12 protein-coding genes are annotated in these 12,006 nt (G+C 50.5%); 1 reads left to right on the forward strand and 11 read right to left on the reverse strand.

From position 1 onward, the window contains the following. Positions 1-111 precede the first annotated feature (111 nt). The 8 genes from AN477_RS17145 to AN477_RS17180 form a co-directional block, all read right to left on the reverse strand. Positions 112-1,461 (reverse strand): hypothetical protein, encoded by a 1,350-nt coding sequence (locus AN477_RS17145; RefSeq protein ID WP_054970401.1) that lies wholly within the window; start codon positions 1,459-1,461, stop codon positions 112-114. Between the two features lie 62 nt (positions 1,462-1,523). Continuing rightward, positions 1,524-2,003 (reverse strand): 23S rRNA (pseudouridine(1915)-N(3))-methyltransferase RlmH, encoded by a 480-nt coding sequence (gene rlmH, locus AN477_RS17150; RefSeq protein WP_054970402.1) that lies wholly within the window; start codon positions 2,001-2,003, stop codon positions 1,524-1,526. A gap of 50 nt (positions 2,004-2,053) precedes the next feature. Next, positions 2,054-3,373, reverse strand: coding sequence for a S1C family serine protease (locus AN477_RS17155; protein WP_083486394.1), 1,320 nt, complete (start codon positions 3,371-3,373; stop codon positions 2,054-2,056). Between the two features lie 179 nt (positions 3,374-3,552). After that, the gene (locus AN477_RS17160; protein WP_054970403.1) at positions 3,553-4,344 is read right to left on the reverse strand and encodes an MBL fold metallo-hydrolase; all 792 of its coding nucleotides are present in this window, start codon (positions 4,342-4,344) and stop codon (positions 3,553-3,555) included. A 166-nt stretch (positions 4,345-4,510) separates the two neighbouring features. Beyond that, positions 4,511-5,380: a two-component system regulatory protein YycI gene (gene yycI, locus AN477_RS17165; protein ID WP_054970404.1), complete on the reverse strand. Its 870-nt coding sequence runs from the start codon at positions 5,378-5,380 to the stop codon at positions 4,511-4,513. Continuing rightward, entirely contained in the window at positions 5,377-6,663 is a 1,287-nt protein-coding gene (locus AN477_RS17170) for a hypothetical protein (protein ID WP_054970405.1), read from the reverse strand. The genes yycI and AN477_RS17170 overlap by 4 nt, the downstream gene beginning before the upstream one ends. A 1-nt stretch (position 6,664) precedes the next feature. Further along, complete coding sequence (locus AN477_RS17175; protein WP_054970406.1) at positions 6,665-8,458, reverse strand: HAMP domain-containing sensor histidine kinase; 1,794 nt, start codon at positions 8,456-8,458, stop codon at positions 6,665-6,667. A 4-nt stretch (positions 8,459-8,462) separates the two neighbouring features. Then, positions 8,463-9,158, reverse strand: a complete 696-nt coding sequence (locus AN477_RS17180) for a response regulator (RefSeq protein ID WP_281176381.1) — start codon at positions 9,156-9,158, stop codon at positions 8,463-8,465. Positions 9,159-9,244: 86 nt separating this feature from the next. Here AN477_RS17180 and AN477_RS17185 point away from each other — a divergent pair, with 86 nt between their 5' ends. Beyond that, complete coding sequence (locus AN477_RS17185) at positions 9,245-9,616, forward strand: hypothetical protein (RefSeq protein ID WP_054970407.1); 372 nt, start codon at positions 9,245-9,247, stop codon at positions 9,614-9,616. A 29-nt stretch (positions 9,617-9,645) separates the two neighbouring features. Here AN477_RS17185 and AN477_RS17190 read toward each other — a convergent pair whose 3' ends face one another. From AN477_RS17190 to rplI, 3 genes are all read right to left on the reverse strand, one after another. Then, entirely contained in the window at positions 9,646-10,113 is a 468-nt protein-coding gene (locus AN477_RS17190; RefSeq protein WP_054970408.1) for a hypothetical protein, read from the reverse strand. A gap of 6 nt (positions 10,114-10,119) precedes the next feature. Then, complete coding sequence (gene dnaB, locus AN477_RS17195) at positions 10,120-11,457, reverse strand: replicative DNA helicase (protein ID WP_054970439.1); 1,338 nt, start codon at positions 11,455-11,457, stop codon at positions 10,120-10,122. Positions 11,458-11,547: 90 nt separating this feature from the next. Continuing rightward, positions 11,548-11,991 (reverse strand): 50S ribosomal protein L9, encoded by a 444-nt coding sequence (gene rplI / locus AN477_RS17200; RefSeq protein ID WP_054970409.1) that lies wholly within the window; start codon positions 11,989-11,991, stop codon positions 11,548-11,550. Positions 11,992-12,006 lie beyond the last annotated feature (15 nt).

Raw genomic sequence — 12,006 nt, forward strand, 5'->3', positions numbered from 1 at the left:
CCCACATGCCCTCAAACGCCTAGAGTTTAGCCTAATTAACCGTTCCTTCTTAATCCTACTTGAACAGGACAATGAAATCCTGCGAATGAGCGAGCATTCGTGAGAAAAACCTTATTCCACGAGGGAGTACCGTTCGGGAGACAAAGCCCGCCCGGCCAAAATGGACAGCCCCCCGGCCACGCCCACCTGTATTGCCTGCCTCATCGGCAGCGACAGCCGAGCCAAAGGATTCCAACGTGTTCCCATTGCCGGGACATCCCCCGCGACGGCCGGAGAGCCGGGCAAGTTACCCATAAACAGTCCAACAACCGGCTCGAACTCCTCGTTGCCACTGCGCAACGGACCATCTGTTTTGTTGAGCACGGGCATGAGCGAGAGACCTACCAGTTCCAATGTCGCACTCGCAAACTGGTCCGCTGCAAAACACCGCCATATGACACGGCTCCCTGTATCATGATGCGGCATCGAACGAGAATCTGTCCCGTGGTTGATACGTTCGGCGATTTGAGTGACCTCATGCGCCTGCTTTGCCGCGGAAGCATCGTCGCGCATTGACAGAAACTCCGCGACTTTCGCCGCTGCTGCTACGACCTCCGGTTCGAATTCCAGGAGCATCTCCGCGCTGTCTCCGAGTCGGCCGAGCGCGTACTCGGCATCAATCAAGTACCTGCGTACGTCGAATCCGGATAGGCCCGACGGCAGAGACGTGACCTGCCCAGACCAGCCTTCAACGATGAGTGCAGCCTCCGACAGCTGGATTTGCGCCGCACCTAGTCGGCGCAATTGCCGATTGCGTGCTTGCCCCGGCTGTGTCCGCAGCAACTCTGCGCAAACGCCCGTAAATGCTCGGGCTCGGGCTCGGTAGGCCCACAAAGCGCGCCGCAATGAACGTTGCGGGTTCGTGCGCAGGATTGTCGTGGACAACATAGTGACCCACGCCGCCGCAACTACGACAGCGAGCAGGAGCGGCGGCAATACGGACAGCGTGGCCCCCAAAAAGGAAGCGAAAAAGTAACCCATCCACCCCATGAATCCGTAGAAGAAGAATGGTACACCGAACTGCCGAATCGCTACCGCGATGAACATAACGACCACAAATGTGGTGAGCATTAAATCAGTGTTGTGGCTGACACTTGCCCCTAAGGACATACCAATTCCAATCGCAACCGGAAATCCAGCCGCGGTCCGAATCTTTGGCAATATACCTGTAGTCACACTAAGCGCCATGTTCCCCATCATCGATACGATGGCGCCAAGCAGCATGCTCACAATCAAACCTTTACCCGCAGCATGCATCAGCGTGCCAAAACCAAATTCAATACCGAGGGTGCTTCCAACCGCGATAGCGGCTCTCATACCCATTTGCAGACGGGCCAGTCCTGGGTCAGATCCGATAAGTCGGTCCCACGTCCTGATAAATAGCCCTAATTGAGTAGCCCCGTATCGCCTTGAAACATTCACTGGTCGTTCACTCCTCGTTGAATGATTTGGCGATATGGCATTTGTGGCCATCAAACTTGCCGTTATTTGTGGTACGGTTCATTTCTGGCAATGCGGATGCCTCGATAGATTTGTTCTAGCAAGACAATCCGGGCAAATTGATGAGGCAGAGTCAGGGGACCAAAGCTCCATCGCACAGCCGCCTGGCGCAAAATGGTGTCATGGATCCCGTATGATCCGCCAAGAACAAATACCAGGCGGCCGTAGCTCTCGGACTCGAGCTTCGTAAACTGTTGGCTCCACGCTTCAGAGCTGTACATCTTTCCTTGCCGGTCCAATACGACGATGCCATCTCTTGGTTTTAGATGTCTCTCCAATCGATCCGCTTCAGCTCGCAAGATGGCCTCAATTTCGCCGACAGAGGCATTGTCCGGAGCAGGCTCGTCGGCTACTTCCTCTGCCTGTACACGGACATAACCAGAGAGACGTTTTGCGTATTCCGCAAACGCCTCTCGCCAATACTTCTCTTTTAGTTTTCCAACAGAGAGAATGACAATCTGCATGAATTTAGGTTCCGTTCTTTGAATTTGGCACCGCGTCGCACAAACCCTCGTCAGTTGTCAAACTGGCCAGAGACAAAGGGTGTCACCGGATCGGCCGGGTTTGCAGAGGCATTCATCCGTGTTGTGTTTACAGACTTCATCTCACCCAGTTGAACTTTGAATTGCAGCTTCTGTTCACCGCGGTACACGTCCAATGCTACCACATCTCCAGGTTTCTTCTGGAACAGATACGTACGCAAATCGGCCATATTTTTCACAGGATGATTATCGATTGCGACAATCACGTCCTGCGACTGAACTCCGCTCTTTTGTGCTTCAGGGGAAACAACGAGCTTCACCCAAACTCCGTAATCAACAGGAACATCGGGCCAGAACTGTTCAGGAATAGAGGCCAGTGATTCACCGGTGATGCCGAGTGCGGGGTGAAGTGCGTGACCACCTTTCATAATCTGATCGGCAATGTTTTTAACTTCATTCGACGGGATTGCAAATCCCATGCCTTCAAAATTCGGCGCAACGATCTTGCTGCTGTTAATACCAATCACTTCGCCGTTGATATTCACAAGCGGTCCGCCGCTGTTACCCGGATTGATCGCCGCGTCTGTTTGAATAACGGCTTGGTAATCGAGAGTGCTTTGGGATTGTGGGTCTTCGACGGGCATGATCCGCTGCTTCGCGCTTACAATGCCAGCTGTAACCGAATCCGCGAAATCCAAACCGAGCGGCGTACCGATGGCAATCGCCGGTTCCCCGGTTTCAATGTTGTTGGAATTTGCAAACGTAATCGGCGTCACGTTATGAACAGCGGCTAGAGGCACCCGGAGAACAGCAAGATCAGTATAAGGGTCTGTGCCCACCACTTGAGCCTGGACGTGTTTTCCCGTTGCGAGGACGACTTCCACCTTTGAAGCCCCTTCCACAACATGATTGTTCGTCACTGCATAACCGTGAGTGCGATCCTTATAGAACAGAACGCCAGTTCCCACCCCGGTAGGTTGCAATTTTGAGGTCTGGGAAAAAAAGTCCGTCACAGTTGCGTAGTTTACGACGCCCATCACGGCGGGTTTGACCTCTTTGACTACCTGCGTAATTCCATCTGTGACAGCGGGTATGCTCGTCCGGGATGCAGGTGAGAGGGTTGTATTGTCCGTCAGTGCAGAGAGGTTTCCTGTCGCAGTTTGAGAAGCGACCGTATGTGATGCCTTGGCAAACGGAATCAACGAGAAGGTTGTTGCCGATCCGATAACAGCAGAGACAGCGGCAACACCTGCCCACCGCAGAAGTTCCTGCTTGCGATGCCGCCCATCATGCGACTTGCGGGCACGGTCTTTTTGCGATTCTTTCCACGAGTTGTCGCTGTAATATCCCATTTGATTTTAAACCCACCTTTTCGGCCTGTGTTTCCGTAGTTCATTGTGACCAGAAAACGGTGGGTGTATGCGGTCGAGTAGGGTTGACAACGTACCTGACGGGCCGGTTTCACGGCTGTTCCACTTGTAATCTGCGGCAGCGTTAGGGTCTTGTAGACGGTGTTATACACGGTGCGAAGTTACACGGCACGGAGGTTTGTATGCTGATGTCGGCTCGTCCTGTGCAAGAGGACCTGTTCTTCGAAATTGGGATTGATTTCTCGAAGAACGGATTGAAATGTTATTTCGGCGAGCTCTGGCATATTGTTTTCTTCACTCAGGTGAGCGAGATAGACTTCAACTTGTTCAGTGTCAAGAATGTCTGTCAATGCGATGGCTGCATCCTGGTTTGACAGGTGACCTTTGTCCCCGAGAATACGCCGCTTTACGGACCAAGGATAGCGGCCGGCACGCAGCATCTCGACGTCGTGATTGCTTTCCCAAACATAACATCCACAGCCCTTGATGACCTCTTTAATGTGGTCACTCACGTAACCTACATCCGTTAAGACACAAAGACTCGAGCTGTCTGTGTCAAATCGGTAGGCCACGGGCTCCTCAGCATCATGAGAAACGGCAAAAGGCGTGATGTGGATATCACCGACATCAAAAGATTGATCCGCTTTCACCCACAACTGCGGTCTGCGGTCTGCGAGAGCATCAGACTCAATTTGAGACCAGGTTCCTTCCGAGGTGTAAAGCCGTGCACTGGAATGTTTGAGAACCTGACGGAGGCCGCGAACGTGATCGATATGTTCGTGGGTGATAAACACAGCATCCAGTTCTGCAAACTTCGCCCCCGCAGAAGCTTCCATGCGCTCGCTCAGTTGTTTGCCGCTGATACCGGCATCAAGAAGAATTTGCGTGGTTTGTGACTTTATGTAGAGGGCATTTCCCGAACTGCCACTGGCCAATACGCTGAACTCTAGCAAATAAACGCCTCCTGAGACGAAAGCCGCTTAAACAATTCGCAACGGATTTTTCAACAGATTTTGATTAATAGACGTACGTACTTCATACAAATTTCCCGAAAGAAACGTTAAAAGGAATTTACTTGCAAATGTATCTACTTCAAAAGGCAGTTACTTCAAAAGGTAGTTACTTCAGAGGCACATTAACCTCTCCAGTGAATGCGTTGACAAAATAGACTGTTCCCTTCGTCACAATGCGCCACACAGGAAACCAGTAGTTTGCGGATGGATTTGAAGTGTCTGGAGCGGTGTCACCGGCAACCTTCTGTGCGTATCCCAATTGAATACTGAGAATCTGTCCGCCTGGGTTCGCCATCATTTGATCGACGGAATTGGCTAGACTGTCGAGTGCATCGAGTGCACTGATAGTCGGTTTGGCATTTCCTACGGTCTGAAGATTGGTCACGGCTGTTTGTTGGAATGATGCCACGCTCGACGAATTGGCCTCAACAACCACGGATGCATCAAAGATCAGATAGGATTGATATTTTTGTATAAAATTATACTGCTTTAAACCCGATTTGTCCGTTGCCTGGCCGGAAGTTACGTTGTCAGGAACATACTGACTGCCCTTCCAGACAATCTTGAGTATGTCATTTGGCGTTTTATAGTTTCTAAGGATGGGTGCCGAGTAGTTGACTGACCATGACCCCAAATCTGTAATTTGGATTGTTCCTGAAGGCAATTTCGCGTCTCCTGCTGTGGTATCGATGTGTACTTGAGTTGCACCAGGAAAGGACGACGCAACCAGTTGGTTGAGAGATGGCTGTGCAAAGGAACCTTTGAGTACACTCATTGGAGTGTGGCTTTGAGGCACGGTTGTATCCAAACTGAGCCCGTGTTCTGACAACAGCGTCTTGGTATTTGCAAGCAGGTCTGAATACGATTCCACATACGCCACTTGTGCCTGCCGCTGGGTATAGACCTGCCAACCGAGGATACAATCCAGAAACAGGAATGCAACAATCAGCCATGTCTTTGCAAACTCCCATTTCATGAGACCTTCATCCCCTTTAAGACCTTGCCGGTTACCGCGTCAATTTCCCACAACTGCATTCCGCTTTGACTTATCACGTAGGCAGGAATCAACTCTCCGGTATGGCTGTCGATGTTTTCCATGACGTAACCCAGTTGAACTGACAACTCATTGGTGGAAGTTGAAGGCATGAGTTGATGCAGGATTTGCCCCAATTGTGCTGCGTCAATGATGTGGACTAACGATCGGTCTTCGATAGACCAAGTATCCACTGGTGACTGATAGGAGGCAATATGACTGCCGACGGTTGCCAACTGGATAGACTGGCTGGAGTTCAGAAGCGGAAAACCGTATACGTACGGTTGCAACGTCCAGTCTATGTTCGTACCTGTAACTGAAGTGCTTTGAGACAGCAGTGAATTGGTTTGAGCGCCTCCATGAGACTCAATATAACTCAGGATATCTGGGACACCCATTGTACTCACGCCCGTTCTACCCGGTATATTGGGATCTGCGTAGGTCAGGGTCCGCTTCGTTTGGTCCCACCACACGGCTCGACTTCCGTCGGTCCACAAAATGGTATGCTGGGACTCCGGTACGCTAGTCAAGGCTTGCGGATTTACGAAGAAGGAATGGACGAGTGGTACGACGGATCTGGAGTTTAATGCGATAGTAACATCGAACATGTCAAAACTGGTCTTCGGGACAAACGAGCCCACCTGACGGTTCCAAACCTCCCATGGGTCAAGAAGGATGGCATGGTGAAACAAAGACGCGAACTGCGCAGCTTGAAGGTCTGTTTGAGCGATGTAACTGCCAGAGTCAGAGACAAGTCCAAGCATCACAGGACCGCCAGACTGTGTCTGGTACAGGTAAACTGTCTGTGCTTGTTTCGGTAAGACTGATGGTTGGAGGCCCGGGACCCAACGGATTAAATCGGCATAGTTCAGATTGACACCGAAGTCAAACTCAACGGATCGGACAAATGAATTGACTGGAACTTGTCCTGTATGAAGACTATAGATATGTGCTGCTCCGAGACGGCCTATCCAATCTTTGTAGTCCCCAGTTCCAGGCATAAAGATTGCAGCGACCTGTGGATTCCCATTTGATAAGACAATTTGACATGGGGATGTAACGTCTGCTTCAGCAGGCACAGATGCATGAGGCAGACTCGGTTCTGCAGAATAACTGATTTCTCCAGAACCACCCCATCCTCCAGCCCAGAGCTCTTCAGTCAGCACCAAACTCGTTCCAACGAGGATCGCAAGCACACCTGTTTTGATGACTGGCCAGACGCGCAAGTTATCGCACCTCCACAGTTGGCAAACTGACAGTGACAGTCGTGCCTTCATTAAGCTCACTTAAAATGGCAATTCGGCCGCCATGCCGCTCAGTGATTTCCCGTGCAATGGCTAGGCCAAGGCCGGTTCCGCCAAATTTCCTCGTGCGTGCTTTATCGACTGTATAAAATCTCTCAAAGACATGGGGCAAGTCCTCCGCAGGAATGCCGATACCACTATCCTGTACGGAAACAAGAAGCTGATCTGACTCTGCCGCCGCAGTGATACGGACTACCCCTTCGCGGGCAGTGTATTTGAGCGCATTGCTGATGAGGTTATCAACGAGTCGGTCGAGCATATCACGGTCTCCCCGCAGCGAAACCGTTGGATACGGCTCTGAGACAAGGGTGACCCCTTGTTGCTTTGCAGATAGGTTAAACCTATTTACGGCTGTACTAAGCCATTCTGACACGTTAATCAGTCCCGCACGAAACGGTTCTTGTCTGGTCTCAAGACCGGACAATTGCAGGAGATCCTGTGTAAGCCTGACCATTCTCTCCGTTTCGTTTTGAATGACGGACAGGAAGCGCTTACGCGTTTCTTCATCAGTATCGGGATATTCCTGTAAGACTTCAATATAGGATTTCATGCTGGTCAGCGGTGTCTTCAATTCGTGAGATACATTGGCTACGAAATCACGTCGTGCGGCCTGCAACTTTTCTTGTTCAGTAACGTCTCGGACGAGTGCAACGTAACCTTGAACCTGCCTCGTGCCAATCTTGGTCACGTGTACATTGAACAAACTATCTTGGAGTTTTTTAACGAAATTCCATTCACCCTTTTCTTCTTGAACGATCCGCTCTAGGCCAAGGAGGTGAGCAGGATCAAACTCCGGGGTAGATGCACCAGGCAACATACGCATTGCCGCATCATTACTGAACAAGTAGTGAAGCTCCTTGTCGAGTGCAATGACACCATCGCCCATGTACTTAATAACCGCTTGCAGACGGCCTTGTTCGTGTTGGCTTTCCGCAATCGCAGCCTGCAGTTTGTCTGTCAAGTCGTTGATGGCTGTTCCTAAGGCACCAAACTCATCGTCGCTGTGAACCGTGACGCGTTCGCTGAAATCGCCGGCAGCGAGCTTTCGAGCCTGCTTTGTCACGTCCAGTACAGGCCTTGCAATTGCACGGGACAACAACACACTGAGTACTGCAGTTAAGGCCAGTACCAATCCGCTTCCGGTATAAAAGATGGTTGTGACTTCGCGCATCGTAGCATACGTACTCTGAACAGACACGACGGATTCTACAAGTCCCACGAAGTGTCCCTGACTGAACACAGGAACAACGACAGACAGCAGGTGTTGGCCTGTCAGGGTGTCGTAATGGACTGCAACAGCCTTCTTATGGCTGATGAGGGTCTCTGTAGCCAGGGAGTCGATCCGCTTTTGACCAATCAATGCGCTCCCTGCGGAAGTATCTTTAACTACACCATCTTTGTTCAAAACGTAAGCCACGCCGTTGATGAGCTGGGGAAACGATTGCAGAAGCGGCTGCGCAGTGGAGGAAGTGTTTGCTCCGGTGGTTCCACCTGTGCTGCCCTGGGTTGAAGGAAAACTCGAGGTTCCTTGCTTTGTGACGATTTCGGGCAGAGTCAATGTGGCAATCAGCTGTGTCTGGCGTGAAACGGTATCCGTTTCCGTACGCAACAAGGACTGGTTCAGTGCACTGACAAAATACCCCCCAATCAGTTCGAGGGCAAATAGCAACAGTAGAACCTGAATTGCGACCAATCGAATTCGAATACTGCGCCACATGCGTCTACCTCCGGACGAAATAACCTACCCCGCGTTTCGTTAACACGAAACTCGGATTACTCGGGTCATCCTCACACTTTTCACGAAGGCGGCGGATAGTAACATCGACTGTCCGTTCATCGCCTTCGTAGGTACTGCCCCACACCTGAAGCAACAACTGTTCCCGAGTGAAGACGACGCCAGGCCGCGAAGACATATATGACAATAACTCAAACTCTCGATGGGTGAGTGGTATAACTGCGCCGTTTTTCGTAACGGTGTAATTGTTGTAGTCGATCGTCAAACCGTGAATGGTGTAACGTTCACGCTCATCTGCTGGGCGGTCTTCTTCCTGAAATTCGATCCGCCGGAGGTTCGCCCGAATTCTTGCAAGCAGTTCCCTCGTACTGAATGGTTTTGTCACGTAATCATCTGCTCCCATTTCGAGTCCGAGTACCTTGTCAACTTCAGATTCCCGAGCAGTCAGCATAATAATGGGCACAGCACTGGTTCTGCGAATTTCACGACAAACAGCGAATCCGTCCAATTCTGGAAGCATGACATCAAGGAGGACGAGGTTCGGCTCGTGTTCCGCAAACGAAATGAGCGCCTGATTTCCATCTTCAGCAATGATGGCTTCATACCCCTCGTGTTCTAAAGCGAACTTCAAGATGTCTGCGATTGGAGCTTCGTCTTCGACGACCAAAATTCGATGCACGATTGTACCTCCCTGTCCCAGTTCAATCAACATTCGATGGATGACTCTTATATGTTTGGAAAACACTATTGCGAAAGGGAGGCGGGTTCATGATGTCGGAGCGAACAGTGCTGGCCTCATTCATGACTCAAGAAGAAGCCGAAGCCGTACGACAGGCAGTTCAGAAACTTCGTGTAGACACAGCTCAGGTGGACCAAAGACATAAATTTGCGCCTCACGCCCCATTGCGAGAGTCTTTCCTTGTGTCCGGAAAGATTGGCAGTCTTGCCAGTGTCACACTGAACGAACAACCCTCTTCGAAAGACTCGGGTATCATGCTGGCTGCAGACCCCGCAGCGAGCGGTATGGCTGACCATTCTGATGAGGGCCCTGCGTACAACTACATCCTCACCGTCATCTGCGACGATAACTTGGTTGAACGCGTTGTTCAGATCATTCAGGACGGGAATGGGTTCACTTGATGAGCCGTACCCGTCCCAGTCAGCCTGAATTAGCGCTTCATGACCCAAATAAAATCTGGATGGGTTACCACCGCTGAATATCTCCCAAGACCTTGCAACAAGGATTCGTCAGGACTCAAATAAGGTTGGAGGTTTGACGTTTCCGTTTGAAGCAAATCAAAAGCTGGTGGACCAAACCACCAAGGTTTTAAAGTTACGTATGCCGAGAGATTTGACAACCCCGACGCTTGAAAGTTTGTCGGGATGTCGTACACGAAGGCGAATTTAGCCCAAAATACAAGACAAATGCCAATTCCAATTGTTATGGCTGCCCGGGTCCAAAATCGGACTCCCATGAGTGCACGGAGACGACGCATCCGCGCTTGACGGCGTTTCTGTCGGCGTCTAAGGGACTCTTGATATTGACGCCGACTCTGGTAGAGCGGGATATCGTTAGCAGTTTGCTCCGTCGGTTGAAAATCGTTTGGCTGGTTTTGCCTGGGGAAGTCATCTGTCATGCGGCATCACTCGGTCTCTTTATGAACGGGATCCAGGTTCACAAACTTGTTGAAGTTCTTCAGAAAAACCAGATCCACTTTACCAGTTGGACCGTTTCTCTGCTTGGCAATGATGATTTCAATGATGTTTTTGCGTTCTGACTCAGGATCGTAATAATCATCTCGATATAAAAAGGCGACGATATCCGCATCTTGTTCGATACTCCCTGATTCACGAATGTCAGACAGCATCGGACGCTTGTCCTGCCGTTGTTCCACCGAGCGGCTGAGCTGAGCCAGTGCAACAACTGGCACCTCCAGTTCACGTGCCAGTTGTTTCAATGAACGCGAAATCTCCGAAATCTCCTGTTGTCGATTTTCACCAGAGTTTTTTCGACCATGAATCAGCTGAAGATAGTCAATTACAACGAACCCCAGTCCTACCTCAGACTTCAGCCGTCGGAGTTTGCTTCGCATATCTGGTACTGTAATTCCAGGGACATCATCAATGTAAATCGGTGAGTTGCTGAGCGCACTAACGCCCATTGACAACTTCGGCCAATCGTCGTCGTCGAGGGTGCCATTTCTCATCTTATGTCCGTCAATGTATGCCTCGGCGCACAACATACGTTGGACCAACTGGTCCTTTGACATTTCGAGACTAAATATCGCAACTGGCAATCCCGCACGGACTGCCACGTTTTGGGCTATGTTGAGCGCAAAAGCAGTTTTACCAACAGAAGGGCGCGCTGCTACGATAATCAGGTCTGACCGTTGAAAGCCGCTGGTCATCCTGTCTAATTCACTGTAGCCCGTTGGAACTCCCGTCAGCTTCCCTTCACTTGCATAGAGCTGTTCGATCCGCTCAAACGTATTCTCAAGTACTTCAGAAATATGTGTGAAGTCGCGAACACGCTGATTCTGCGTCAGAGATAGAATCTTCCGCTCAGCCTCAGCCAGGATTTCCGTCGTTGACTCCTCAGCTTGATAACCTTGATTAGCAAGCTCTGTGGCAGTTGAGATGATTCGACGGAGAACTGCCTTTTCTTTAACAATGTTGGAGTAATTGACGACATGAAGTGCTGTCGGCATTGAAGCCGCCAGCTGAGCCAGGTATGAGGCTCCGCCGACGGTGTCCAGAGCACCCTCATGAGCTTGCAGAGCGGCTGTCACAGTAATCACATCTACAGGCTGGCCTTGCTCATAGAGTTCATGCATCGCCTGGAAGATCATTTGGTGAGAGTTGCGATAAAAGTCGTCTGGCATGAGCAACTCAATTGCTTCACTTACAGCATCTGGAGAAATCAGCATGGCGCCAAGGACGGCTTGCTCGGCTTCAATATGCTGCGGTGGCAGCCGAAACATGGATTCAGGACCGCTCAAATTCTCGAGTGTCTGGAATTGTTCGCGTGGCTGAGCCAATGTGATACACCCTCTTAGAGCAGATACTTGCTGTTATTCAGCTTCAACAAATACCGAGATGGTCGCGGTCACTTTTGGGTGCAATTTGACGTGAACCTGATGTCCGCCGAGTGACTTAATGGGGTCGGTCAGAGCAATCTTTCGTTTATCCACATCAAACCCCTTGGCATGCATGGCATCGCCAATATGCTTTGTGGTGATCGCACCAAACAGCTTACCACCATCTCCCGCGTGGGTCTTTACCACAAACTTTTCCGCTTCGAGCGATTTTGCCAATTCACGGGCCTGGGCTAATTCCTGTTCTTGTTTGCGCTCTTTCGCCTCATGCTGTTTTTCAAGTTGTTGCAGGTTAGCAGGTGTGGCTTCCTGAGCTAAATTCTTTGGAAACAGAAAGTTCCTGGCGTATCCTTCAGATACGTTTTTGACTTCGCCTTTCTTTCCTTGACCTTTGACATCTTCCAAAAGAATTACCTTCATGGATAAACCTCCTTG

Source organism: Paenalicyclobacillus ferrooxydans, from assembly GCF_001399675.1.
Lineage (GTDB): Bacteria > Bacillota > Bacilli > Alicyclobacillales > Alicyclobacillaceae > Alicyclobacillus_B > Alicyclobacillus_B ferrooxydans.

Coding starts and splice junctions, on each gene's coding strand:
- dnaB (WP_054970439.1), bottom strand. CDS start 11,457: ATGTTTCGGCTGCCACCGCAGCATATTGAAGCCGAGCAAGCCGTCCTT.
- yycI (WP_054970404.1), bottom strand. CDS start 5,380: ATGAAATGGGAGTTTGCAAAGACATGGCTGATTGTTGCATTCCTGTTT.
- rplI (WP_054970409.1), bottom strand. CDS start 11,991: ATGAAGGTAATTCTTTTGGAAGATGTCAAAGGTCAAGGAAAGAAAGGC.
- rlmH (WP_054970402.1), bottom strand. CDS start 2,003: ATGCAGATTGTCATTCTCTCTGTTGGAAAACTAAAAGAGAAGTATTGG.
- AN477_RS17155 (WP_083486394.1), bottom strand. CDS start 3,373: ATGGGATATTACAGCGACAACTCGTGGAAAGAATCGCAAAAAGACCGT.
- AN477_RS17190 (WP_054970408.1), bottom strand. CDS start 10,113: ATGACAGATGACTTCCCCAGGCAAAACCAGCCAAACGATTTTCAACCG.
- AN477_RS17175 (WP_054970406.1), bottom strand. CDS start 8,458: ATGTGGCGCAGTATTCGAATTCGATTGGTCGCAATTCAGGTTCTACTG.
- AN477_RS17185 (WP_054970407.1), top strand. CDS start 9,245: ATGATGTCGGAGCGAACAGTGCTGGCCTCATTCATGACTCAAGAAGAA.